The organism is Marinobacter shunpengi, assembly GCF_045449715.1.
GTDB lineage: Bacteria > Pseudomonadota > Gammaproteobacteria > Pseudomonadales > Oleiphilaceae > Marinobacter.
This window is the reverse complement of the sequence record NZ_JBJJLA010000006.1, coordinates 16,340-40,590: the sequence shown is the minus strand read 5'-3', so window position 1 is coordinate 40,590 and position 24,251 is coordinate 16,340. Positions and strand designations below refer to the sequence as shown.

Sequence of the window (24,251 nt, the reverse complement as noted above, 5' to 3'; positions counted from 1 at the left end):
TCAGACGTGAACCCGTTCAATAGCCGGTACTGTCGGTGTCCAGTTCGTAGCGGAAATCCGTGGCGCGCTCCACGCCGGTCCTGATGGTGCCATCGCTGCGCAGATCCAGCCAGCGGAACCCGGGCGCCAGCCGTTCTACCGAGAAATCGGTGGACCCAGCCTCAAACTGGATGCAGGTGGATGGCGTGGCCAGCAGCCGGACATCGCCACGGTAAAGATCCAGATCCTGGTGGATATGCCCCCAGAGTACCGCCCGGACGTTGTCGAAGCGGTCGATGACCCGCCAGAATTCATCACGATTGGTCAGACCGATGGCGTTCATCCACTGGGTCCCGATCTCGATCGGGTGATGGTGAAGACTGACCAGTGCCGGGCGCCCGGGATACGCTGCCAGCGCCTCTTCCAGGAACGCCAGCTCCTCCGGCTCCAGGTAGCCGTGAACCTGCCCTTTCACCGATGAGTCCAGCATGATTACCTGCCACTGACCGATCAGCAGATGGCGCCCGGCGGCGTTATGGCGCTCGGCAACCCGGGTCAGCAGGTCACTGTCATCATGGTTCCCGGCCACCCAGCTCTCCGGGCAGCCAAACACGGACACCTGGCGGGCAAATTCCTGGTAGGCGGTCTCGGAGGCGTCCTGGGCCAGGTCACCGGTCGCCAGCAACAGGTCCGGATGGCCATACCGGGTCCGTGCGCACTGCACCACGGCGTCCAGGCTCTCACGGGTACGAACCCCCAGCAGGGTGCCGTCCGTATCAGCCATCAGATGCGGGTCGGTAATCTGAAGTACCCGCGCGGCCCGGCCATTGGCGGGACTGACCGTCACGGGTGACCTGTGCTCAAGTGCTGGCATTGCATTATTCATCCGTCTACCAATGGTCTAGATACTAGACGGATTTTACGCACACAACTTAAACATCAGTCACAAGTCGGAGGGAATATGGAGGGACCTTTTACAATAGTTTACCGAAAGGATGAGATTATCAGCCTTCTACGCCGTCAGAGTGGCGCCATTGGCTACGCTCAGGGGTGACATGACCAAATCGCAGGCAGTAATCCAGCCAGTCCGCCACGAAGCCGTTGAGCTGGACCTTCTCGTCCGGGTGGTGCATAAAGCGATTGGGGTAATCATTCACGGCGGCAATCTGGCGATTACCGTAGAAACTGATCACCTCGGCCATGCTGGCATCGTGGTAAACCCTGACCGTCAGTTCCGGGTTGTTCAGCCAGCGGCCACTGTTATGAACCTGCTCAAGCAGCAGGGTTTCCGTGTAGCGGGTCTGTTGGAGCACGGAGATGCTGACCCGCCCCAGGTAATGGGACTCCCGGTGCAGGTCAAACTGGAGCACGTCACTGTCGTTGGTCTCCAGGTTGCGCAGGCGGCGCAGGCGCTGGTAATTACCCTCGCACAGCGCCCCCAGGCGCTGTAGATCGGGCACATACCGGTTCCGGCGAAGCGTGGTGACAGTCATGCACGACTCCATTCGTTGCGCAGGCGATCACGGTTCAGTTGCAACCACTGGATGGCCATGATGGCAGCCGCGTTGTTCACCCGGCCATCACGGATCATGTCGAAGGTTTCCGTGGCGCTGAAGACGTGGGCACGGATGTCTTCGTGTTCGTGGTCCAGGCCAAACAGGCCGCCAGCGTTTTCGGTGCTCACCTGGCCGGCATACAGGTAGACCATTTCCGTCGTGCCCCCCGGAGACACCAGGTATTCACAGATTTTCTCGAGACGGGCGAAGGACAGTCCTGCTTCTTCTTCCGCTTCCCGTTGCGCGACCTCTTCGGGCTTTTCGCCCTCTTCGTTCATACCCGCCACCAATTCCAGCAGCCAAGGGGACTGGTCCCGGCCAATAGCACCCAGGCGGAACTGCTCCAGCAGCACGACTTCGTCCCGCACCGGGTCATAGGGCAGCACGCAGGTGGCATCACCACGCACGAACAGCTCACGGGTAAACTCCGACATCGTGCCGCCATCAAAGCGGGGGTGGCTGAGCAGGAGTTTGTCCATGCGGAAGAAGCCCTGGAATACGGTTTCCCGCTTATGGACCTGCACGTCGCTGGCCTTGAACTGGAATGGTTCTGGCGTCTTCTCGGTCATGGTGTTTCCGGGCTGTCTGAGTCGTTAGGCGTGATGAGGAACGATAGCCGGATGGTGCGCTGCTTTGCAAGTTGGTTTGTGGTGGTTTGGACCTGGGAGCACAGGAAGTCAGGGCGATGAAGCTTTTCCGGACACGCCGTGAATACATCCCTGTAGGCTCTTCAAAAACGTCCCTGTTTTTGAAGGTCCGGAAAAACTCCCTCACCCTGCCTTCCTCCATACCTCTTACGGGGATTCAACAGGAGGAGGCAAGAGAGCCCGCGTCAACTCGCGGCTTAACGGAGACAGGTTGAGAACACTTTTCCGGACCGTCGAGCGCCAGGGAAGGCGCTCGTCGAGCCCTACAGGGACGTACTTGCCGGGCGTGTCCGGAAAAGTGTTATCGACCTGTCGCCCAGGCACCAAACCAACCAGTCTGGGAACGATCTAAACGCGGTCGTAAATTTTGGCCCCGGAAGCCACAAACTCCTCGGCTTTCTCCTTCATGCCGGCATCCACAGCCTCCACATCATCGAGACCATGCTCCCTGGCATATTCCCGAACCTCCTGGGAAATCTGCATGGAGCAAAACTTGGGACCGCACATGGAACAGAAGTGAGCCACCTTGGCGGACTCCTTGGGCAAAGTCTCATCGTGGAACGCCCGGGCCGTGTCCGGATCCAGGCCCAGGTTGAACTGATCCTCCCAGCGGAACTCGAACCGCGCCTTGGACAGGGCATTGTCCCGGATCTGCGCGCCCGGATGGCCCTTGGCCAGGTCCGCCGCATGGGCCGCGATCTTGTAGGTGATGATGCCCGTCTTCACGTCATCCTTGTTTGGCAGCCCCAGGTGCTCCTTGGGTGTGACGTAGCACAGCATGGCGCAGCCATACCAGCCGATCATCGCCGCCCCGATACCGGAGGTGATGTGATCGTAGCCAGGGGCAATGTCGGTGGTCAGCGGTCCGAGGGTATAGAACGGCGCCTCGTCGCAGCACTCAAGCTGTTTGTCCATATTCTCCTTGATCAGGTGCATGGGCACATGGCCCGGACCTTCGATCATGCACTGGACATCATGCTTCCAGGCGATCTTCGTCAGCTCGCCCAGGGTTTCCAGCTCGCCGAACTGGGCCGCATCATTGGCGTCGGCGATGGAGCCCGGACGCAGGCCGTCCCCGAGACTGAAGGACACATCGTAAGCCTTCATGATCTCGCAGATATCCTCGAAGTGCTCGTACAGGAAGCTCTCCCGGTGATGGGCCAGGCACCACTTGGCCATGATCGAACCGCCGCGGGACACGATACCGGTGGTCCGGCTGGCGGTCAGGGGCACATGGTGGAGCCGCACACCGGCATGGATAGTGAAGTAATCCACCCCCTGCTCGGCCTGTTCAATCAGCGTGTCCCGGAAGATCTCCCAGGTCAGGTCCTCGGCGACACCGCCCACCTTCTCCAGGGCCTGATAGATGGGCACGGTGCCGATGGGGACCGGCGAGTTGCGGATGATCCATTCCCGGGTCTCGTGGATGTTCTTGCCGGTGGACAGGTCCATGACGGTGTCGGAACCCCAGCGGATGCCCCAGGTCAGCTTTTCCACCTCCTCTTCGATGGACGAACTGACGGCGGAGTTGCCGATATTTCCGTTGATCTTCACCAGGAAGTTGCGACCGATGATCATCGGCTCGGTTTCCGGGTGGTTGATATTGGCGGGGATGATCGCCCGGCCTTTAGCCACTTCCTCCCGAACGAATTCCGGCGTGATCTCCGGAGGCAGGTTGGCGCCGAAGGATTGCCCCGGATGCTGCTGGTCCGCCAGGCCATTTTCCCGGGCCTCCTGTAACTTCATGTTCTCCCGGATCGCGATATATTCCATTTCCGGGGTGATGATCCCCTGACGGGCGTAATGCATCTGGGAGACATTGCGGCCCGGCTTTGCCCGCAACGGCTTGCGCTCATCCATGAATCTGAGCGGATCCAGTTGCGGATCTTTCATTCGACGGCGGGTGAACTCCGATGAATAGTCCGCCAGTTGCTCGGTATCGCCACGCTCGGCAATCCAGCCGGCTCGGAGCGGCTGAAGGCCTTTGCGCAGGTCAATCCGCGCCTCCGGGTCCGTATAGGGGCCGGAGGTGTCATAAAGCACTACCGGTGGATTCTTCTCGCCCCCCATATCGGTCGGGGTATCGGTTAGCTTGACTTCCCGCATGGGTACTCTGAGGTCCGGGCGGGAGCCCTGGACGTAGACCTTGCGGGACGCAGGCAATGGCTGGATGGCCGCCCCGTCAACACGGGCGGATTCACTGAGAAAGGTTGGAACGTTTGACATGATGCGGACCCTTATTTGTTCATCCTGTGACACGGGCCGCGTATGACGCTGGTGCTGCACAACAGCCACCATGAACCTGAGCAATGGAGACTCGGGCAATGGCTGTTCAGAGCTGTCCTGGATCCCTACGCCGGTTCTAGCCGGATCAGGTTAGCGGGTTCTGCGCTGCAATCTCAGCCGGTCAGCATTGTTTGCTGAACCAGCACCCCGTCAAGACGCGATTCTGTGGGCCTGCAGGATTATACGGACGTCGGATATCGAACAACCGGGCAACCTGTCAGACCTCTAATGGCACACCTGAAAAACAGTGCACGGACCAAGTCTAGAGATCCGTTGATTTATTGTCCATAATGAACCACCGCTGTTATTAATAAGCTTGGTAACTGAAGAAGTTACAGTCACATGAATCGCCGGCCCCGTCAGGGCAGAGGGGGCGACACTTTGGGAGAACACATGAAAAAGCAACTGCTATGCGGCCTGATCGGTCTTTTCACGGCCCGGGCCGCACTTGGCCTTGATCTGGTGGAGAGCTACGAAAAGGCCCTCTCCTACGACTCCGGCATCGCCGCCGCGGAAGCCTCCCTGGAAGCCCAGGAGGCCGGCTCGGATGTGACTCGCAGCGCGCTGCTGCCACAGATCGGCGCCTACGGAAACGCCAACCACTATGACATCGACGGCCCCAGCCAGGACAACTCCTACAAAAGCTTCAGCTACGGGGTCCAGCTGTCCCAGCCCCTGTTCCAGGCCGACGCCTGGTTCGCCTACGACGCCGCCAAGTTCCAGACCGAGGCCGCACGGGCCGAGTACAACCTGGCCCAACAGCAACTGATACTGGATGTGGCCGAGGCCTACTTTAACGTACTCCGCGCGGCCGACACCCTCACCGCCACGGAAGCCGCTGAGAACGCTATCGAGCGTCAGTATGAACAGGCCCAGGAGCGCTTTGATGTAGGCCTGATCGCCATCACCGATGTCTACGAATCCCGTGCCAGCTTCGACGACGCCACCAGTCGCCGCATTGCCGCCGAGAACGACCTGGATATCGCCCGGGAGCGGCTCTCACGCCTGACCGGCGAGTACGCTGAAGACATCGAGAACCTGGAACAGGAATTCCCGCTGATGCAGCCCACTCCGGCGGACCCGCAGAAGTGGGAGACCACGGCCCTGGAACAGAATTGGCAGATCCAGACCGCCATCCGGGAGCTCCAGGCCAGTAAGGCCAACCTCGACGAGGCCAAGGCCGGCCACTACCCAACCGTGGAGCTGACCGCCTCCCTGGGCCGACAACGGCTGGACAACGTGGAACTGAGCACGCCAACCCCGGGTGGCCAGCAGGACGGCACCACCACCGAAGGCGTTATCGGCCTGAGCCTCAATGTGCCCCTTTACGCCGGTGGCGGCATCCAGGCCGGAGTCCGTCAACAGCGTGCCGCCGTGGATGTGCGGGACAACAATCTGGCGACCACGCGCCGGGACGTACGGGTCAACACCCGCAGCCTCTACCGCACGATCAACACCAATATCGAAACGGCCTCCGCCCTGAAGCAGACCATTGTCTCACGCCGCAGCGCACTGGACGCCACTCTGGCCGGCTATGATGTTGGCACCCGGAATATCGTGGAAGTGCTGGACGCGGAACAGGCCTACTATGTAGCGCTCAGGGATTACGCCAATGCCCGTTACGACTACGTGGTCAACTCTCTGCGCCTGAAACAGGCGGCGGGCACCCTCAGCCCCCAGGACATCATTGAGCTGAACAAATGGCTCAGCGAGACGGCCCCGGGCATTGAGGCACTGGCCACCGAGGACGAAACCCTGGACGATCCTACCCAGTAAAGACGGGTTCTGGCGTGCGCGGTGGAAAGGCGCGCAAGCGCTTCAGGCAGTTTTGTCGAGCCGATCGAGGATGCCCCCGACCACCCGGTCCAGGGCGCCTCGGTTGGCGTTCACCACGTCCAGGGCTGCCTTCCCCAGGGTTGCGGCACGTTCTCCGTCGGCCAGCAGCTCACCCACCTGTCCGGCGAGATCCGCCTCGCCCTGTATCCGGACCAGTCCCTGGCCGGCCTCCAACTGACGATAGACCGTCTCGAAGTTGAACACATGGGGGCCGGTGACCACCGGCATGCCCCAGGCCGCCGGCTCCAGCGGATTGTGCCCGCCCCGCTCGATCAGCGAGCCGCCCACGAAGGCCACATCCGCCGCCCCGTACAGCACCATCAGTTCACCCATGGTATCGCCCAGGTAGACCTGCGCCTCTCCGACCGCCCCCCCCGACGACCGCCGTACCTGTGAGAAACCACGACTGTCGGTCAGTGCCGCCACCGAATCGAAACGGTCCGGGTGCCGGGGCACCAGTACCAGCAGGGTATCCGGGAGCTTTTCCAGAATCCGGGCATGGGCGTCGAGGAGCTGCTCATCCTCCCCCTCGTGGGTACTGGCGGCAATCCATACCGGTCGCGCGCCAATACCTTGTCTCAGGTCATTGGCGCGCGCCCGCACCTGGTCGGTGATGTTTACATCAAACTTGATACTACCGGTGACAGATACAGAATCCGGTCGGGCACCAATGTCCACAAACCGCGCGGCATCGTCCTCGGCCTGGGCCGCGATCCAGTCGAGGCGCTCAAGAAGGGATCTGACCCAACCACCGATACGCTGGTAGCCGCGGGCGGAACGTTCCGACAAGCGGGCATTGATCAGGAACACCGGACACTGATGACGACTGGTCTCCACGATAAGGTTGGGCCAGAGTTCGGTTTCCATGATCACCAGGGCCCGGGGCCTGACCCGGCGGACAAAGCGGCGTACGGCACCAGGGGTATCAAACGGGGCATAGGCATAGAGCGCCCGGTCACCAAACAGGGACCGGGCCTGGGCAGCGCCGGTCGCAGTCATGGCGGTTACCAGCACCGGCACATCCGGGCGGCGATCCAGAATCGCCTTGACCAGAGGCGCCGAGGCAATGGTTTCACCCACGGAAACCGCATGCACCCAGATCACCGGCTGTTCCGTGGGCGCCACGTGACCCAGCCGCTGCTGCCACCCTTTGTTACTGCCCCCATTGCGGCGGGTCTGCCACCACAGGTAAACCATGGCAAAAGGTAGCAGCAACCGATAGCACAGGGAGTAGACGACGTGCAGCATGGGGGCTCCGTGGTCAAGTGGGACGGCCATTCTAACCAATCATGCCATGAGTGCCACTGACAGCACCAAAGCCGCCCTGATAAACTGCCGGTCTTCAACCTCCGACATTGGCCGACAGGTAGTCCAACCATCGTGAAACGCAAACACCGTAAGCAGGAAAGGGACCTCAACTACAGCCACTATTGGCACCCCCGCTGGTGGCCCACCTGGATCGGCATCGCGATGATGTGGCTGATGTCGCGGCTGCCAATCCGTTGGCAATGGAGTGTGGGCAGGCTCCTGGGGAATCTGGCCTGGCGTTTCATTCCCAAACGCCGCCATATCACCGAGGTCAATATCCGGCGATGCTTCCCGGAGCTTTCCGAACAGGAGCAACAGGCCCTCGTTCGCAAGTCGTTCCAGGCCAATGGTATCGGCATGATGGAGATCGGGCTGGGCTGGTTCCGGGACATGGCCGACCTCAAGGACATTACCCGTGTCCACGGCCTTGAACACCTGGACCGCGCCCGGGAGGGCGGCAAGGGCGTCCTGCTGGTCGGTGGACACTACAGCACCCTGGAAATGGGCGGCAGCCTGGCCACGGAGGTCATGGATGCCGATGTCATGCAACGGGACCATAACAACCCCCTGATGAACGCCGTCATGACCCGGGCCAGGGCGAAACGCTACGGAACCGTACTCGATTCCAAGGACCTGCGTGGGCTGCTGAAACGGCTCAAGCAGAACCGCGCGGTCTGGTACGCCACGGACCAGGACTATGGGCGCAAGGGGATCGTCTTTGCACCTTTCTTCGATATCCCCACCGGCACCATCACCGCCACGTCCCGCATCGCCGAACGGAGCGGCTGTGCGGTGATGCCGTTCAGTCACTTCCGCCGGGAGGATGGTCCCGGCTATGACATCTACTTCCACCCGGCGCTGGAGGACTTCCCCTCTGGCGACGAGCTGGCTGATGCGACCCGCGTGAACGCCACCATCGAACGGGAAATCCGCCGCCAGCCGGACCAGTACCTGTGGATGCACCGCCGCTTCAAGACCCGGCCCAACCGAGACGATCCGGATTTCTACGGCAAGTCGTGACACTAGCGCAGGCGGCGGAACGGTACCGTAGCCCCTACTTGCCGCCCCCGGGCATTGGTGGTAGCTTCCCTTCAGCCGTTTCCGCCCAAGGATCTACCCTACGACTATGGCGATTACCAGAACCTCACTCGCCGTGTTTGCCCTGCGCCAGGCCGGCAAACTCTCGCTACGCATGGCCCAGCGCATTGGCCGTGTCATCGGCACAGTGAGCTGGTGGTTCCCGTCCCGTTCAAAAAAAGTAACCACCGCCAATATCGACCTGTGCTTCCCCGAACTGTCTGCAGAACAGCGTCACCGGCTGATCCGCTCCAGCCTGCGCCACACCGGGCAGACCTACCTGGAAATCCCCCTGATGTGGGAATGGCCGGTGGAAAAATGCATGGCCCTGATCCGGGACGTGGAAGGCCTGGAGTTGGTGGACCAGGCCCTGGAGAACGGCAAGGGCGTGGTCCTGCTGGCGCCCCATCTGGGCAACTGGGAACTGGCGGGCATCTACTTCTCCACCCGCTACCACATGGCCGCCCTGTACAGCCCGCCCCACCTGCCCGACTTCGAGGACTATATGATCCGCGTCCGCGAACGTGCGGGATCGGTACTGGTACGAGGCGACCGGAGGGGGCTGGCCCGCATGGTGGGCATTCTCAAGGGCGGCGGCATTGCCGGCATCCTGCCAGACCAGAGCCCCCACAAGAACAGCGGCTACGCCTATGGCCCCTTCTTCGGCATCGATGTGCGCACCATGACCCTGGCCTCCAAGATGATCGCCAAGTCCGGCGCCGCCGCCTTTACCACCTTTGCCGAGCGCCTGAAGGACGGTGAAGGCTTCCGCATCATCATCCGCCCAACCGAGCAGGGAATCGACAGCAGGGACCCGGTGGAAGCAGTCTCGGCCCTGAACCTGTCCGTGGAGAAATGCGTGCGGGAAATCCCCGAGCAGTACCAATGGGAGTACAAACGTTTTCGCCACCGCACGCCCGGGGAAATCAATCCTTACAACCCCGCCAAGCGATGCAAATAGCGCCCTGCTCCGCATTTTTCCGGACAGGCATGGGCGAGCGCCCGTGTGTATACTGTGTCACTGTTTCCGACCACTGAACGCATCCGGTTTCCATGACAGCGACTGATATGCCAGCTACCGACATTACGCCCCAGTCCATCGGTGTCGTCATCACCACCTACAATTCCCCGGCCTGGCTGGAGAAGGTGCTGATCGGCTACGAGAACCAGGCTGACCCGGATTTCCGGGTGATTGTCGCGGACGACGGCTCCACCGGGGACACCCGGGCGCTGATCGACCGGTTCCGCGATCGTGGCACCCTCACCATCGACCATGTGTGGCATGAGGACCAGGGGTTTCGCAAGTGCCAGATACTGAACAAGGCGATCCGGGAGACCGACTGTGACTACCTGATCTTCACGGACGGTGATTGCATCCCCGAGCCGGGCTTTATCGCAACCCACAGGCGCCTGGCACAACCCGGTTACTTCCTGTCCGGTGGATACATCAAGCTCACCATGCCGGTATCGGAGAAGATCAGCGAAGAGGATATCCGCTCGGCGGTCATCTTCAACCCGCAATGGCTGGTGGCCAACGGCCAGCCCAGAAACCATAAGCTGTGGAAGCTCTCCCCGTCACAGGGATTCAGGAAACTGCTCAATGCCGTCACGCCCGCCGCCGCGAGCTGGAATGGCATGAACAGCTCCACCTGGACCCGGGACCTGATGGCCGTCAATGGTTTTAACGAGGACATGCAGTACGGTGGACTGGACCGGGAGCTGGGTGAGCGCTTGTGGAACTACGGCCACAAGTCAAAGCAGATCCGCTACAGCACCGTGTGCCTGCACCTGGATCACGCCCGGGGCTACTCCAGGCCGGAGATCTGGGAGAAAAACCGGGCCATCCGCAAGGCCGTGAAGGAGAATCGCACCTTCTGGGCGGAAAACGGTATCGAGAAGTCGCGCCCCGATGCCTGATCATCAGACGTCCGCTCGCCCGATGCGAACCCTGGTTATCATCCACAGCCTGAAGATGGGGGGCATGGAGCGGGTTGCCGTCAACCTGGCGGATGCCTTTGCCGGCGAGGGCCATGACAGCCACCTGCTGACCTGCCGCAACCGTCCCAATGACCTGAAACCGGCCGACAACCGGGTAACCCTGCACCACTGGGACCAGTTCCAGCAACTGATGAAGTCGGTGGTCGGCATTCCGGTCTTTCTACTCTCACGACTGTTTCTTGGCGTGGTCCTGCCCCGCTCCCATTTCATGTGGGTGGGATGGCTTCAGGGCTGGTTGCTGAAACGCCATATCCACAAACTCGAACAACAGCATGGCCGGTTTGACCGGATCATTTTCCGGGGCCTGGGCACCTTCAAGTACTTCTGGTCGTTCCGGGATGACCGCTGCACCTACGTGCTGGAGAACGTTATCCACTATGACCGTCCCCTGTGGCAAAAGAAGTGGGAATGGCAGCTGGTGTTCCAGGGCCGGCACCTGGTGTGCGTATCCTCCGGCGTTGAGGATTCCGCCCGGGAAGCCTTCTCAAAAGGCTCTATCACGCCCAGAAGCCTTCGCGTCATCACCAACCCCTGCCCGGTAGAACAAATCCGAACCCAGGCCGAGCAGACGGACCCTGATATTCCAGACGCACCCTATATCGTCAATGTTGCCCGGCTGGTTCCCCAGAAGGGGCAGGCGCTGCTGCTGGAAGCCTTCGCCAGGACCCATATCCCACACAAACTGGTCATTGTCGGTGAGGGGCCATTGCGCCAGGAACTTGAACAGAAAGCCCGCAGTCTGGGTGTGGCCGATCGCGTGCTCTTCGCCGGCAAACGAGCCAATCCCTATCCCTGGATGAAGCGGGCCGACCTGTTCGTACTTGCCTCCGAGTATGAGGGGCTGGGCATCGTACTCACCGAGGCCCTGGCCTGTGGCACGCCGATTCTTTCCACGGACAGTCGGGGCGGAGTCCGTTTTGTGTTCCGGGGCGAGCTGGAGCAGTTCCTGACGCCCGCTACCGTGGACGGCCTGGCAGCGGGCCTGGAATCCACGGTGGCCCGACTGCCGATCACCGTACAGGACAAATGGCTGGCACCGTTCCGCAGCGATGTGGTGACCGACGCTTTCCTGTCAGAACCTGAAGCAGCAAGCCTATGAACAGACCCGCGCCTACCCCCCTGAACGTCCTTGTGGCCGGCATCTACTGGTCCGGGTCTGGTGCCGTGGTGGATTACCTGAAAGGGCACCCCGAGTGCCATGTGCCCAAGGGCGAGTTCACCGACTTCAAGCGTCAGGGGCGGCTTGGCACCATGCTGGAATCGGACACCGTGGCCCAGGCCCGGAAGCTGGCCCGCCGCACCTGGCTGGAGACGGCCCTCGGCAAGTTGCCGGCAGCCTGGTGGAAACAGCGGGGCAACCACAATCCCGTCAGCCTGTCCCTGAAGGACCAGGTATTCCATCAGCGACTGAAGCTGACGTACCTGAAAGAGTACCGCCAACACCTGGCCCGCTCCGGTCAGCCAGGTGATGTCACCGCCTGGAACCACTGGCTGCAGGCCGTGGGCCAGACAATCGCCGGAGACCGCAGGGCCGTCGTCTGGAACCAGCCCATCTGGGTGGGCAAGCACGAACACACCTGGCCAGGGGTGTTCGAACCCTACCGACTGGTGGTGGTTCACCGGGACCCGGAAGACCAGTTTGCGGAGGTGGTTCGGCAGGGAAAGATCGGCAAGCGGAAATCCGACCCGGCCTTCGACGACAGCGAAACCGACGACGTGGCCTATGTCCTCAAGGGCATTGCCAACAAGCTCGAAGCCCTGGCGGAGTTACAACGGATGCTGCCGGAAGGGCGACTGCTGAACGTAAGCTTCGAGGCCTTCGTGGAGGATCACGACCGCCAGGCCGCACGGGTGTGCCGGTTCCTGGGCATGGAGCCGGAACAGGTGCAGGGAGCTCCCTTCAAACCCCACGAATCGGCCCGCAATATCGGTATCGGCCAGACGGACGCCATCCAGCGGACCCTGGCCGGTTACCGCCCCATGGTGGACCGCCTGCGGGAACTGCGGGCAAACCTCCAGGAATAGCTGGTGTCCCGTTTGGTTGATTCGTTGACCTGCCGCGGGACACGAGGGGCATCACGGCCGGATCAGGATTTCTTCAGCCGGCAGTAGGCATCCAGGTCTCCGGAGGTTGCCATGGCTTCATAGGCCTCCAGTTCATCCGCCGTGTCCACTTCCAGCCAGCCGTTATCCACCAGGCAGGCCTTCACCGGCCAGCCGGCATCGATCATACCCTGGATCAGGCTGGTCATGTACATGTTGTCGAAGTCCTTGCCGTCATAGATGGCAGACCGGTCCAGTTCGTCGAAGAACGCCTTGAACCGCGCCACATGATCGCCCCGGATCCTGATCAGCCCCATGTACTGGGCCTGGACCTCATCATAGCTGCCAGGTTTGCGCCCCAGCTCCGTGACATAGCCCTGCTCCTCCATACGGAAGGTTTCCGCATCATCCAGGGGCTCATCCATGCGCAATTGCCAGAGCCGTGTCCATTCACGGTCAGCGGCCAGGCAGACCGGTGCATCACAGTCGAGGACGGCCTGCAGCACGCGGGGTTCGTAGACGATATCCCCATAGCTGATCAGCAGGTCCTCGCCATCAATCATCCGGTCGCGGGCGCAGAACAGGGTGAGCACCATATTGGTGGCATCGTACCGGGGGTTGAGTACCAGGCCAGCCTGCAAGGTGTCCAGGTCGTCAGCACGGTAACCGCCAATCACGGTAATGTTCTCGCGAACACCACAGGCGGCCATGGCGGCCATCTGGTGATGAAGCAACGGTTTGCCGGACAGGGGCACCATGCACTTGGGCCGGTCGTTGGTATAGGGGCGTAGACGGGTGCCCTGCCCCGCCGCCAGGATCAGTGTCTGCATAAAGGCTCTCTGAATACTTGCAGGAATAGTTGCTGGTCCGGGCCGGTGAATGGCGTTTCCCGCTCCGGGTGCCACATGATACCAACCCATGGCAGGGTGTCATGGGTACAGGCCTCTATCGTGCCATCCGGGGCCTGGCACCGGGCCGTCAGCCCACTGGCCAGACCATCCGGGTGAATAGCCCAGTCATGGAAACTGTTCACCTCCCGGAAGTCGATAAAATCGACCGCACCGGGCAAGAGTTTCAGGCCATGCCTCACCGCTGTATGGCCCTCCACGGGGTCCAGTTGCCCGCCCAGCCAGTGGTTGATCATCTGCATTCCCCGGCAGACCCCCAGCACCGGCATCTTCCGTTCCTTGGCCACGGAAAGCAACGACGCTTCCGTGTGATCACGCTCCGGTGCTGGCTTGCCAGCTCCCGGTAACGAGGACAAATCATTGCCCCCGGTCAGCAACAGGCCTTCTATGCCCAATGCGTCCATCCAGGCGGCAGGTCGCGCCAGTCTATTGGGAACCGGCACCGCCGTCAGCCCCAGACCTTCCAGGAACAGGCCCCATTGCTGGTCCAGGCAATCCCGGCGTTCACCATAGGACTCCACCACTTCCACCCGCTGGGTGATACCAATACGCATGTCAGCGAACCACCTCCAGGCGACGGTTGGATGGATCCAGTTCCAGCACGGAGGCCCCCGCCAGGCCCAGGTAGCGGGCTTCCCCGATGCCGATGGCGGCGGGCAGGCCAAATTCGGCGGCGCGGATCGCCATGTGGGAATTGGCGCCACCGTACATGGTGACCAGGCCCGCGATATCGTGACCGAACAGCCAGTCATAGCCGGGATCCGCCTGGGGTATCAGCGCAATACGGCCGCTCAGATCGACGGCGCGATCATCGCCGGTCAGTTGGCGCAGATCGACGCACTCCGCGAGCACCCGCTGACTGCCGATGAAGTTGGCGTGAGTGTCCGCATACAGGAACCCGCAAAAATCATCACGGGTCCTGACCAGCGGGGGCAGTTCGATCAGCGCCGTGGTTCGGGCCGCTTCAGAACCTTCCTGCGCGCGCTGCCGCAACCACCGCTGGGGGTCAGCCACGCCGGGGTCACCGGCACGACAGGCAAGCAGGTCCTCAAGCGGCACCTGCGCTATGTCATCCCTTGAGAGGCTATGGGTCCCGGCAAAACCGGCAATGCAGTCCAATGCCCGGGACAGGTAGCGGGTGAACTCGAACTTGGCCAGTTCCCGGCCCTCGATCGCCCCGTGCAGGAAGGTCTCCACCTCGTCCGGATCGGAAGGCAGGCCGGCCTCCGCCAGGGCCCCGAAGAAATCCTGCCGCTCCGCCGCCCAGGCGCCTGAGTCTCCGGAGTGAATCGTCTGTGAGGTCTGGGCACGATCAACCACGGGCCGCAGATAGCGCTCCGGATCGTCCGCGTAGCTGGCAGAGGTAATATCGTAGGTGCCCGGACGCAAATGGCCATAACCTGACACCAACTGTTCGAACGGCATCTCGCCACGGGCCACTCTCGCGGCGTCTTCGGTAAACCGGTGGGAGACTGTCCGGATGGTGTTCAGGAAATCATCGACGGCCGCCTGCGACAGTATTCCCATGGTTACTGCGGAGCGCAGCAGGGTTATCGCGACAAAGCCACTGCGGGCCAGGTGGGCGAAGGTCAGCGTCCCGACCCGACGGCAATCCTCCAGCAGGGCCGCCGCCATGTCCAGGTCCGTGAGCGGTCGGCTGCTGATCACCGAGAACCGTTCCTGCAGCGTATCGACAGCCGCCAGGTCAGCAGGGGTACGCTGGAATGCACCCCGGGTAATATCCTTGAGCCCCTCGGCCAATGCCGACAGTTCATCCGCCTCGAACCCACCATGCTTCTCCAGTCGGCGCCGCCAGTGGTCAAAATCCAGGGCATAGCAGGTGGGCACCACATCGAACTCCACCTTGTCATGCAGTTGGGGGCGCTGGGCCAGCCACTCCAGGTAGAAGGTGACCAGACGGGCGGCAAGACCGTCATCCAGGGACGCCGGAACAAAGGAGTTGAAGCTGGCCCGGATATCGATATAGGGGTGCCCCGCAAACAGCGTCAGCAGTGGCTGGGGCCGGACATCCCGGTAGCCATATTCCGCCCGCTGCCTGGCCCAGACATCGTCCAGGATCAGGAACCGGTACAGGCTGGCGGCCAGCCGCCCGGGCCGGGTGCCGATAATCTCGGCCGGATTCCAGTCCGGCATGATCCCGAACATGGGGCTCTCACCCACCACAAAGGGACCAGGAGTCGACAACTGCTGAAAACGGGCCACCGCCTGGTCTATGGCGGCCCTGGCCGCATCGCTGGAATCCAGTTCGTGCTGAACCGCGATCGGACGTACCTGCAGGATGTGGATGCCCCCGTACTGGGTCATGGCGAATTCCACATCGAGGGAATCGAAATCCAGTAGTGCCTCCACCTCCCGTAGCGCCGGCAAAAGGCCCACCAGGTTGTCCGGTATGGCCGGATGGCCGTCCGGCGCGTCCCGGTGCAGGAACAGGGTCTTGTGTTCCCGGCTGGCGCCGCTGGTGATGGACTCAGTACTGGCGGTGGTATCGTCGTAGTTGATCACGTAGTAAGGCGCACCCGTGGCCAGCACCCGGGTGAAGGCGACACCACTGGCCGTCACGTCCCGCAGCATGGGCTGAACCAGCACCTGGTTGTCCGGGTGGCCGTCGGGATAGGACGCAATGACCTCAGCAATGGCGCCGCTCAGTGCATCGGCATCATGGCGGTCCACATTGAGGACACTGGTATAAGCGCCAGCATTGGACACCCCGAAGCCGTCCTCCGACAGGGCGCTGCTGCGAACCACCAGAGTGTCATCGTCAGCCAGTCGCTGGTGGATATCGGACAGGATCCCAACACGGGTCCGTTCCCATTCCGCAACGGTGAAGCTGACCTGGTCCTCGATGCGGCTGCGGTTCAGCATACCCTGCAGCCGATGCAGGGTCTGGGCCTTGGTTCCCAGGACAAACCGGCTCAGGTCATCCGGTTCGTTTAGCTCCGCCCAGTCACCGGCCACATCGGCGGCTTCCACCGAGAACCCCCGCATCCGCAGCAGCTCCACGAATTGTGACAGGCTGCCCTGCCGGACCGGAGCCGGGAAAACCTCACGGTTCTGGTCGATATACCCTGCCACCCGGGGGGACAGTCGCATCAGGCCCACGAATTCCGCGTCCGCCATTTCCGGCAACAGGTCGCGGCCCAGGCGGGTCACGCGCGGGCCATGCAGGTTGACCTTCTCGCAGCGATCCAGATCCGCAGCCGAGCGGCCCTCGAAGCGTGACCGCCAATGGCTGTCCACCAGAAGGGCGACATCGGACTCCACGCTATCCAGGGCACGGACTGCCGAAGCACGGTAAAGGACATCGGCAAACGATACGAAATGGACATCCCGATCGTTCAGGGGCGCTTCCAGAAGCGAGGCGGCGGCGCCGGTGGACGCCCAGTTGGGATTCACCGAGTAGTGCAGGTCCGGGTAGCACTCCGCCACTTCGTCCAGTTGGTAGCCGCCGACGAAGTGCACCTCCGGGGAAAACTCGGCCATCGCATTCAACAGCCAGTCCAGCACACGGCTTCGCCCCGTCGCGCCCCGCAACACACTGTGCTGCTCGCCCTGGAAAGGCTTGCCAGCGCCCAATATGATGAACCGTACGCTGTGTTTTACTTTACTGGGATTCAACGTCCGTCCCCTGAGTTTCAATGTGGTCGAGGCGACTGGCCAAGGTATTCGACGAGTGTATCGATGCCTTCAACGGTCAATGTGGATCCGCTGAAATCGTGGTCCGATTCGCTCCAGCGGGAGGCAAAAATGAAATCCAGCCCGGCCCGTGTGGCAGCCTCGATATCATAGCGACTGTCTCCAATGAACACCGCCGGCTGCAGGATGCCACCGGTTTCCCGTTCCCGGGCCAGTATTTCGTCCTTGGTGTCCGGACTGCCGAAAATGCCGCCATCGAACAGTTCCGCCAGCCCCCGGTCGGCGAAGACGCTGCGCAGTTCCTCCTGGTCGCCACCGGATACCACCAGCCAGCGCGCGCTCCCGGTCAACCGGCGCAGGGCCATCAACCCATCCGCCACGGCACATTGGCGCAGCCCCTCGCCGACCAGACCGGCGTAGCGGTCCAGCAACTGCTGCAACTCATCCGTGTCGACCCGGGACCGTCCGACAATATCGGACAGGAAGGTACTGAACTTCACATACCGGGAAATACCCCCATTGCGAACATGGTAGTCCACCAGTGCCTCGGCATGGTCACGACCATAGGGCTCCGCCGCCCGGTAGAAGGCTTCCGTCTTGACCCGGTTGGAATCCAGCAACACCCCGTCGCAGTCGAAGACCCAGGTCCTGTAGCGGGCCAGATCAGCCATTGATTTTCCCCTGTGAAACGGTCCTGCCATTTATCGAAGCCATACTTTACCCGGGTGAACGGAACCGTGACAGCTTTTCCAGGGCCGACGGATGCACGCAACCGATCTGCGCCGGGAACGGGGCATCCAGCAACATGGCCATGGCAAAGCGGTGGCAGCCGGCGCCGGAGAATACGGGCTCACCACCGGGCCCGATATGGACCAGGATACCGCCCACCTCACGGTAGTTGTCCGGATCAAGATCCTGACGGGTCGGGAAACGGCCCTGGGCCTTTACGTCGTCCCAGATCAGGTCGAGGGTGCGGTAGCGGTTCCAGACTTCCTCCGGAGTGCGGCACTGGTCGGTAATCCCGGTAGGCGATATGGCGATCTTCCCCAGCAGGAAATCGATGGCGCCGGCTTCCTGCCAGTCCTTGCCGTCGCACCAGTGGGCCCAGCAATAGGTAAGCTTGGGATGGTTTTCAAAGGGTTGTTCCAGGTCCCGAGGCCAGTCGGCGACGACTTTTCCGGACATCTGGCGGACTTTGCCTCCCAGGCGGTCGGTGAGGTCCCGGGCCTCGATGTATCGCCTGCACTCGGAGGGTCGAACCCATATCCGTTCGGCATAGCGGGGAGCTTCCGGACCGTATTTCAGGCGATTGTAGCCATCGATCCAGAAAGCCCTGAGTTGATATTTTAGCGCCAAAGCAAAGCCTTTAACTGGTCAGTCAGACGAACCCCGAGCCGGAAACCGGTCCTCTGGCTCATGTCATTGGTGTGTCAAAGAATAGTCGATTGGTTTCTTCCACCATCCGGTGCATACCAAACTCAGTGTCGATCCATTGCCGGAGCTCTCTCGCATCAAACCGCCTGTCTCCGGTCATCAGTGCACGAACACCTTCAGCCATGGCATCGACATCATCCACGTCCACCAGGACCCCGTATCGGCCCTGCCCCAACAGCTCCTCACTGCCCGGCACGCGGGTGGACACCACTGGCTTGCCATGGCTCATGGCCTCGTTGAGGACATTCGCCATGCCCTCATTCCGGGAACACAGCAGGAACAGGTCGATACCCGCGAAGAACCGCTCCATGTCCTGCCGGTAGCCGAGAAAGTGAATGCGGGAGGACTCCGGCCGGGCCTGGATGGCGGATTTGATTTCCTGCTCAAACTCGCCCTCGCCAGCGTGCACCACATGCACATTGTCCGGCAGACGGGCCAGCACGTCAGGCAACTGGTCGAAGCCCTTCATGGGGCTGAAACGACCGGCACATCCGACAATAACAGCGTCTTCCGGTAAGCCGAACATGGCCCGGAAATCCAGCCCTTCCGGTGCTTCCACAGGCTGGCTGAAACCGTTATAGACACGGACGACGTTGCTCTCGTCAAAAAACCGGGGGTGCTTCAGCATCTCCTGTTTCAGAGAGTCACTGTTAACCATCAGGATGGCGTTCATCCACCGGAATATGGCGAAGTACTTGAGCGGGCTTTTCACCCGGCGGGCAATGCCCAGGTACAGGATGACCCGCTCCACGCCAGCCAGCCTGGCGGACAGGGACACCAGCCACCAGTCCTTCTTCAGGGCCGCGAAGACCACATCGGGGCGAAGGCGACGGAGAATCCTCACGTAGTTGGCTACCACCGCGAGATTGAAATCGCCACCCCGGGAGGGCACCTCGATCACCGAGACGTTCTCAAGCCCTTCAAATCGCTCCGCAAAGAACCCCTTCAGCAGGATGACAGTGACCTGCACCCCGCCCTCCCCCAGGAACCGGGCCCGGAGGCGTACATTCTTCTCGATTCCGCCCCAGACCTTGGAGGGGCAGAACAGCACCGCCTTTTTCATGATTGACTCACACCCCTACTGTTTTCACCGGTCCTGCCCCGTCTTTCGCTGCTTTCTACGATCCCGGAACTGCCGCTTGAAGCGCCTGACCGCAAAGCCGGCGTCCTCCAGCCGGCTGGCCAGCCACAGCCACCGGGACGATGCCTCACCCGGTGTCAGGGAGGTCCGGGCTTCCGGACAACTGCGGATAAACCGGTCCAGTTCCCGGGCCTTCTGCAGGGCGGGCAGAAACCGGGGTTTCTTCAGCCGGAAATCGATAAAGACGATTTTGTTACCAGAGACCAGGAAGTTGGCGATCTGGGCGTCGGTACGGAGATAGCCCTTTTGGTGCAGATCCCTTAACGCCGCCAATACCTGCGGCGCATCGTCCGCTCCCGCCCGACGTCCCTCCACGAAGCGATAGCACAGGAAGGAATCCGTGACGAACCCGCCCTGGCGCCGCTCGCACGCCAGCACGGGCGCTGGCACTTCAAAGCCCATGCGGGCCATCAGCTCCAGATGACGAAAGGACCGTACCGCGTCACTGCCCCGGAACCAGGTCAGCAAACGCTCCCAACGACGACCATTACGGGCACGGGGCACCTTGAGCAGCAGCGACTGGTCATGAAAGCGGACCTGGGCACTGAGGGTCCGCCAGTTGTCGCGGAACACCTGCTCCCGCTCCACACCCCCGGCCAGGACCGCCTCCATCAACTCAATGCTGGCAGCCCTGTCCAGGGATGACAGCAGATACCACGGTTCTTGATGGTAAGACTCAGCCATTGTTCATGGCCATCCCCGGAGGAACCGCCGGCACGGCGTGGCATGACCACACATGATGCCCTCCCTTCCTTCAGAACAGTGCACAGGTGTCCGCTCCGTAGGCTTTCTGGAGTTCTTCAAGGTAGCCACTCAGGCCCATGGCCATGACTTCTTCAAACCGGTCATCCCCCTTAATGTAGCCGCAGCTCCACAACCGCCGCATGACCTGGTACTGGAGGATGGGGTCGTGGGTCTTGATGAAGGAGCGGGTGTAATCCGTTGGCTTGTCATTGGGCTGCCGATACCCGGCAAACCGGCCGGAGGACAGCATCATATCCGTGTTAAAGATTCGAATCTCCCCGGGCCCGAACCTGAGCATGTCGATCACGGCGTTGGGGCCTGCATTGAGATGGGTGTCAGGCAGGAACCACTGCAAAGAGGTCAGAAGTCGAAGGTTTGGCAAAGTGTCGGGAAAAAAGGACGAGCCCTTGCGGTTATTGCACACCCCCCAACGAAGTGTGGAGATGACGGCCTCATAATCGGATCTGGAAAGGGCCTTGGCCTGGGTGTTGTTGTAGTACGCAATGTCGATCCGCTCACCCTGTGTACGCGGATCGCGCCCCTGGTTTCCACCCCGATACCCGAACTTCACCACGACGTCGTGTTGGTCAATCTCACTACCGTGGATAACCTCGGTGGCAACGGGCCCCACCAGCGCCACGCGCTTGCCGGCGATGGTATCCCCGAAAGCCGGATCTGCGGAGGATGCCCAAACGCCTGTCGCGTCGGGATCGATCTTTCCACCGGACATCAGGGAAACAGTCCACCGGGCCTGTTCCAGCCGACGCGGGCCGCATCCAAGGGAGGCCATCCGCTCAAGCATTGATCGGGCCTCGTCGAACCGCTCTCGCTCCACCTCCGCATAACACGCCAGCGTCACCTGGCTGAGACCGGCGGTGGCGGCCCCGGCATCGACAAACGCCCGGTCGAGCCCTTTCTCCCTCAGAATCCGTGCGGTCTCGAAGAAACCGATTCCGATGCACAGCCGAAAAAGGTCAAGCCACCCCATGAAGGGTAGCTCCTCCGGGTCCAGTTCCCGGGCCCTGGACTGGAGGTCCTCCAGGTGTTCACGAGTCAGCTCGGGACACCGGGCAGCCCCTCTTGAGACCAGTACGGTCCAGAAGCTGGACAGCGAAGGTGGCACCGGATAGCCGAAGCGTTTGAACGCCCACGGTAAGCCACCATGCTGGCCAGAAGTCAGCACCGGCCCGTTTTCGTCCCGAATATAGGCATCCTTCAATACCAGAAAACGCCACCAGCGGTCGCGCCGTTTTCTGCGGTAGAGAAGTCGATGTAGCATGCGTCGTGAAACCCGTCGTTGCTCAGCCGTCAGGGCTGTCACATGGAGAAGATGGACCGGACCGGCAACTCGTGGCGGGTAGGCGTGACCGCCAGCAACTCCCGGGCCCCGGGGGTATTGGTGTACTGGGCCAGCAGCTCCCTCATTTCCTGGGTCCGGGGATCGTCCGCGCTGTAACCATCAAATCCGGCCATCAGCACCCGGGATGCATCACCACTGGCCGTGATGGCCAGGGCATAGGCGACCACGAGGGAGGTGGGCAATGTACACGACGTTTTGTCGAACTCGAAGGTGCCCTGCTCGACCCAGAGTCCGAAATCCAGGATATCCTTGCCCGACAGCGCCTGCCTGAGGTCATCCGTCAGTACCGACCAGGGCGTGATCAGGGGCTGGGGGAGCGCGGTATGGGCCTGGCAATCGGCCAGCAGGCGAACAGGGTGACAGGCGACCCTCAGGTCGATCAGTTCCGAGGAAACCTCGGCCTGGGTATTCAGCGCTATCACGACCGGCTGATACCGGCGGATATAACTCTCGATGGCATTCCGGTACCGGGCAACGCCGGGCCCCGTGCCCAGCAGCATCACTTCCCGGTCTTTCAGCCGTTCGCTGGGACTCCAGGTGCCACCGCGACTGCTGCCATAAAAGTGCCGGGCGGTATCCAGGGTGTCGAAACTGAACTTCTTGCCGCCATTGATACGCAGGTGCTCTATCACCGCCAGCACATCCTCTTCACTGTAGCGGGAATCCCCGAGCATTTCCTGGATATAGGTGGGGTGGATGCCGTACTTCCCCGCCAGGTAGTAGAAGGGGTTGGTGCCCCAGCCAAAGCGCTCCTGCATCGGCCGGAAGTCCTGCCGTACCACCTTCATCAACGGCACCAGGGAAACCGGTTCGCGCCGGCGATGGGCGACCTCAATGGCCAACTCCTCGGTCCTGGCGTTACCGGGCCCACGGCCCATCCCGGTCACCGTGGCATCGGCCCAGGTCACCCCGTTTTCCAGGGCTGCAAGCGTGTTCTGCAGCGCCATACCCAGGTTGTCATGGGTGTGGATGCCCAGCGCACCATGCCAGTGGTTGCGTAACCAGGTCACGATGCGGCCCGTCTGCTCCGGGTCCATACTGCCCATGCTGTCGGCAAAGTAGAGGACATCGAGGGGGTAGCTGGCGGCAGCCCGGGCCAGGGCTTCAACCTCGACCTGGCTGCGGTCAGCGATCTGCATCAGGTTAAAGCCTACACGGTAGCCCCGGTCCTTGAGCCAGTGACTGGCTTCGAGGGCCTCCTCAAATTCATGGACATGGCAGGCGATGCGGACAAGGTCCACGGGGGAATCCTGGCAGGCCGCCGGGAATAGTGGCGACAGGCGCTGGGCGATATTCCCGTGCCCCACCAGTTCTGAGGCGTTGACCATTACGCCAACGTTGACGGTCTCGGGAATCGGCAGCCCCGACAGGAATTCATCCGAGGTATAGGCATAGGCCCCCCGGAAACCCTCCTGGCGGAGGGTACGCAACCCCATTTCGATCACGTCGACACCCGCCGACGACATGGCATCCAGGTAGCGTTCCACCAGACCGGGCTCAAAGTCCCAGTCGTTGTAATACCCACCATCCCGGAGGGTACAGTCCAGGAATGTCAGCTTTTCGTTGCTCATGTCTCAATCCCGGTTTTTCCGACACCGGCCGCCAGCATCGCCTCAGCCATCAGGAAGTCGTCTTCCCAATCAATATCAAAACCCTGGATCTTGTCCAGCACGTACTTGTATGGCGTGGCGCCGATCCTGTCGTTACGGGTCCGGTAAATCTCCACGGGCGCCAGGAATACCGCACTGTTGATTTCATAGAGCGGCTCCAGCGTCTGGGTACGGGGCCACTTTTCCACACGACGGTCATAGTTGATAGGCCCGGCGTCATTCCAGAGGAATCCGCGCAGTTCGTTAACGGACATGAGGGAATCATAGCCCTCTTCACGCTTCGTCAGGTACGCCTCAATCATGTCATCGTAATGCCGGGCCGTCAGAAACGGGGAGGTAACGTGGGTCCACAGCAGATCGCCCTGCTCCACCTGGGTTCCGGCATATTCAATAAGCTGGTCGGTACTGGTGCTGCTTGACGCCAGTTCATCGGCCCGGGTACGGATCTCAAGCCTGGGGCTGTCGACGGAACGGGCGTAGGCAATCACATCCGGGTCGTTGGTGGACAGGATGATATGGTCAATCCGCCGGCTGGATAACAGCTGGTTCAGTTTGATCTCCAGCAGACCGTATTGGTAACCCGCAATCGGCCGGATATTCTTTTTGGGCACCCTCTCACTGCCTTTGCGACAGGGCAAAAAACATGTCATTGCCAAAACTCTAACTCCCG

At 61.6% G+C, this 24,251-nt stretch carries 21 protein-coding genes and 1 riboswitch; of the genes, 6 read left to right on the top strand and 15 right to left on the bottom strand.

Annotated elements, in window-relative coordinates; genetic code table 11:
* Positions 1–16: 16 nt before the first annotated feature.
* The 4 genes from cpdA to thiC form a co-directional block, all read right to left on the bottom strand.
* Entirely contained in the window at positions 17–853 is an 837-nt protein-coding gene (cpdA, locus tag ACJO3T_RS02190) for a 3',5'-cyclic-AMP phosphodiesterase (RefSeq protein WP_406977664.1), read from the bottom strand.
* A 130-nt stretch (positions 854–983) separates the two neighbouring features.
* Complete coding sequence (locus ACJO3T_RS02185; protein WP_328190406.1) at positions 984–1,472, bottom strand: DUF1249 domain-containing protein; 489 nt, start codon at positions 1,470–1,472, stop codon at positions 984–986.
* Positions 1,469–2,104, bottom strand: a complete 636-nt coding sequence (locus tag ACJO3T_RS02180; protein ID WP_406961069.1) for an NUDIX domain-containing protein — start codon at positions 2,102–2,104, stop codon at positions 1,469–1,471. The genes ACJO3T_RS02185 and ACJO3T_RS02180 overlap by 4 nt, the downstream gene beginning before the upstream one ends.
* Positions 2,105–2,530: 426 nt before the next feature.
* On the bottom strand, positions 2,531–4,408 hold the full coding sequence (gene thiC / locus ACJO3T_RS02175; protein ID WP_406961067.1) for a phosphomethylpyrimidine synthase ThiC: 1,878 nt from the start codon (positions 4,406–4,408) through the stop codon (positions 2,531–2,533).
* A gap of 105 nt (positions 4,409–4,513) precedes the next feature.
* A riboswitch (TPP riboswitch) is annotated at positions 4,514–4,628 on the bottom strand.
* Positions 4,629–4,861: 233 nt separating this feature from the next.
* On the opposite strand from thiC, the gene ACJO3T_RS02170 reads away from it, so the two are divergent.
* On the top strand, positions 4,862–6,244 hold the full coding sequence (locus tag ACJO3T_RS02170) for a TolC family outer membrane protein (RefSeq protein WP_406961065.1): 1,383 nt from the start codon (positions 4,862–4,864) through the stop codon (positions 6,242–6,244).
* Positions 6,245–6,286: 42 nt separating this feature from the next.
* Here the strand turns inward: ACJO3T_RS02170 and waaA are convergent, their stop codons facing one another.
* Positions 6,287–7,552: a lipid IV(A) 3-deoxy-D-manno-octulosonic acid transferase gene (gene waaA / locus ACJO3T_RS02165; RefSeq protein WP_406961063.1), complete on the bottom strand. Its 1,266-nt coding sequence runs from the start codon at positions 7,550–7,552 to the stop codon at positions 6,287–6,289.
* 132 nt (positions 7,553–7,684) lie between these two features.
* Between waaA and lpxL the strand changes: the two genes are divergently transcribed.
* From lpxL to ACJO3T_RS02140, 5 genes are all read left to right on the top strand, one after another.
* The gene (gene lpxL / locus ACJO3T_RS02160) at positions 7,685–8,632 is read left to right on the top strand and encodes an LpxL/LpxP family Kdo(2)-lipid IV(A) lauroyl/palmitoleoyl acyltransferase (RefSeq protein WP_406961061.1); all 948 of its coding nucleotides are present in this window, start codon (positions 7,685–7,687) and stop codon (positions 8,630–8,632) included.
* 106 nt (positions 8,633–8,738) lie between these two features.
* Positions 8,739–9,650, top strand: coding sequence for a lysophospholipid acyltransferase family protein (locus ACJO3T_RS02155; protein WP_406961059.1), 912 nt, complete (start codon positions 8,739–8,741; stop codon positions 9,648–9,650).
* 107 nt (positions 9,651–9,757) lie between these two features.
* Positions 9,758–10,606, top strand: coding sequence for a glycosyltransferase family 2 protein (locus tag ACJO3T_RS02150; protein WP_406977663.1), 849 nt, complete (start codon positions 9,758–9,760; stop codon positions 10,604–10,606).
* Positions 10,599–11,786: a glycosyltransferase gene (locus ACJO3T_RS02145; protein WP_406961055.1), complete on the top strand. Its 1,188-nt coding sequence runs from the start codon at positions 10,599–10,601 to the stop codon at positions 11,784–11,786. The genes ACJO3T_RS02150 and ACJO3T_RS02145 overlap by 8 nt, the downstream gene beginning before the upstream one ends.
* Entirely contained in the window at positions 11,783–12,712 is a 930-nt protein-coding gene (locus tag ACJO3T_RS02140) for a sulfotransferase (RefSeq protein ID WP_406977662.1), read from the top strand. The genes ACJO3T_RS02145 and ACJO3T_RS02140 overlap by 4 nt, the downstream gene beginning before the upstream one ends.
* A gap of 62 nt (positions 12,713–12,774) precedes the next feature.
* On the opposite strand, the gene ACJO3T_RS02135 is transcribed toward ACJO3T_RS02140, so the two are convergent.
* From ACJO3T_RS02135 to ACJO3T_RS02090, 10 genes are all read right to left on the bottom strand, one after another.
* On the bottom strand, positions 12,775–13,560 hold the full coding sequence (locus ACJO3T_RS02135; protein ID WP_406977661.1) for a phosphocholine cytidylyltransferase family protein: 786 nt from the start codon (positions 13,558–13,560) through the stop codon (positions 12,775–12,777).
* Positions 13,548–14,192, bottom strand: a complete 645-nt coding sequence (locus ACJO3T_RS02130; protein WP_406961049.1) for a gamma-glutamyl-gamma-aminobutyrate hydrolase family protein — start codon at positions 14,190–14,192, stop codon at positions 13,548–13,550. Before ACJO3T_RS02130 ends, ACJO3T_RS02135 begins: the two co-directional genes overlap by 13 nt.
* A 1-nt stretch (position 14,193) precedes the next feature.
* Entirely contained in the window at positions 14,194–17,274 is a 3,081-nt protein-coding gene (locus tag ACJO3T_RS02125) for a PEP/pyruvate-binding domain-containing protein (protein WP_406961047.1), read from the bottom strand.
* A 17-nt stretch (positions 17,275–17,291) separates the two neighbouring features.
* On the bottom strand, positions 17,292–17,963 hold the full coding sequence (locus ACJO3T_RS02120) for an HAD family hydrolase (protein WP_406977660.1): 672 nt from the start codon (positions 17,961–17,963) through the stop codon (positions 17,292–17,294).
* 46 nt (positions 17,964–18,009) lie between these two features.
* Positions 18,010–18,648 carry a hypothetical protein gene (locus tag ACJO3T_RS02115; protein WP_406961043.1) on the bottom strand — a complete coding sequence of 213 codons (639 nt, stop codon included), beginning with the start codon at positions 18,646–18,648 and terminating at the stop codon, positions 18,010–18,012.
* Between the two features lie 58 nt (positions 18,649–18,706).
* Positions 18,707–19,789: a glycosyltransferase gene (locus ACJO3T_RS02110; protein ID WP_406961041.1), complete on the bottom strand. Its 1,083-nt coding sequence runs from the start codon at positions 19,787–19,789 to the stop codon at positions 18,707–18,709.
* Positions 19,790–19,813: 24 nt separating this feature from the next.
* A complete protein-coding gene (locus ACJO3T_RS02105; protein WP_406961039.1) occupies positions 19,814–20,551 on the bottom strand; it encodes a protein kinase family protein in 738 nt (245 codons plus the stop codon).
* Between the two features lie 70 nt (positions 20,552–20,621).
* Positions 20,622–21,890, bottom strand: a complete 1,269-nt coding sequence (locus ACJO3T_RS02100) for a hypothetical protein (protein WP_406977659.1) — start codon at positions 21,888–21,890, stop codon at positions 20,622–20,624.
* Between the two features lie 38 nt (positions 21,891–21,928).
* Positions 21,929–23,542, bottom strand: coding sequence for an aldolase catalytic domain-containing protein (locus tag ACJO3T_RS02095; protein ID WP_406977658.1), 1,614 nt, complete (start codon positions 23,540–23,542; stop codon positions 21,929–21,931).
* Positions 23,539–24,231, bottom strand: coding sequence for an acylneuraminate cytidylyltransferase family protein (locus tag ACJO3T_RS02090; RefSeq protein ID WP_406961033.1), 693 nt, complete (start codon positions 24,229–24,231; stop codon positions 23,539–23,541). The genes ACJO3T_RS02095 and ACJO3T_RS02090 overlap by 4 nt, the downstream gene beginning before the upstream one ends.
* Between the last annotated feature and the right edge of the window lie 20 nt (positions 24,232–24,251).

Excerpts from the sequence above, each read along its gene's own strand:
- ACJO3T_RS02120 (WP_406977660.1), bottom strand. The coding sequence starts at position 17,963 with ATGGCTGATCTGGCCCGCTACAGGACCTGGGTCTTCGACTGCGACGGG.
- ACJO3T_RS02155 (WP_406961059.1), top strand. The coding sequence starts at position 8,739 with ATGGCGATTACCAGAACCTCACTCGCCGTGTTTGCCCTGCGCCAGGCC.
- ACJO3T_RS02130 (WP_406961049.1), bottom strand. The coding sequence starts at position 14,192 with ATGCGTATTGGTATCACCCAGCGGGTGGAAGTGGTGGAGTCCTATGGT.
- ACJO3T_RS02110 (WP_406961041.1), bottom strand. The coding sequence starts at position 19,789 with ATGAAAAAGGCGGTGCTGTTCTGCCCCTCCAAGGTCTGGGGCGGAATC.
- ACJO3T_RS02185 (WP_328190406.1), bottom strand. The coding sequence starts at position 1,472 with ATGACTGTCACCACGCTTCGCCGGAACCGGTATGTGCCCGATCTACAG.
- ACJO3T_RS02105 (WP_406961039.1), bottom strand. The coding sequence starts at position 20,551 with ATGGCTGAGTCTTACCATCAAGAACCGTGGTATCTGCTGTCATCCCTG.
- ACJO3T_RS02170 (WP_406961065.1), top strand. The coding sequence starts at position 4,862 with ATGAAAAAGCAACTGCTATGCGGCCTGATCGGTCTTTTCACGGCCCGG.
- ACJO3T_RS02145 (WP_406961055.1), top strand. The coding sequence starts at position 10,599 with ATGCCTGATCATCAGACGTCCGCTCGCCCGATGCGAACCCTGGTTATC.
- waaA (WP_406961063.1), bottom strand. The coding sequence starts at position 7,552 with ATGCTGCACGTCGTCTACTCCCTGTGCTATCGGTTGCTGCTACCTTTT.
- ACJO3T_RS02180 (WP_406961069.1), bottom strand. The coding sequence starts at position 2,104 with ATGACCGAGAAGACGCCAGAACCATTCCAGTTCAAGGCCAGCGACGTG.
- ACJO3T_RS02140 (WP_406977662.1), top strand. The coding sequence starts at position 11,783 with ATGAACAGACCCGCGCCTACCCCCCTGAACGTCCTTGTGGCCGGCATC.
- ACJO3T_RS02135 (WP_406977661.1), bottom strand. The coding sequence starts at position 13,560 with ATGCAGACACTGATCCTGGCGGCGGGGCAGGGCACCCGTCTACGCCCC.
- ACJO3T_RS02100 (WP_406977659.1), bottom strand. The coding sequence starts at position 21,890 with ATGCTACATCGACTTCTCTACCGCAGAAAACGGCGCGACCGCTGGTGG.
- ACJO3T_RS02095 (WP_406977658.1), bottom strand. The coding sequence starts at position 23,542 with ATGAGCAACGAAAAGCTGACATTCCTGGACTGTACCCTCCGGGATGGT.
- ACJO3T_RS02090 (WP_406961033.1), bottom strand. The coding sequence starts at position 24,231 with ATGACATGTTTTTTGCCCTGTCGCAAAGGCAGTGAGAGGGTGCCCAAA.
- cpdA (WP_406977664.1), bottom strand. The coding sequence starts at position 853 with ATGCCAGCACTTGAGCACAGGTCACCCGTGACGGTCAGTCCCGCCAAT.
- ACJO3T_RS02150 (WP_406977663.1), top strand. The coding sequence starts at position 9,758 with ATGCCAGCTACCGACATTACGCCCCAGTCCATCGGTGTCGTCATCACC.
- thiC (WP_406961067.1), bottom strand. The coding sequence starts at position 4,408 with ATGTCAAACGTTCCAACCTTTCTCAGTGAATCCGCCCGTGTTGACGGG.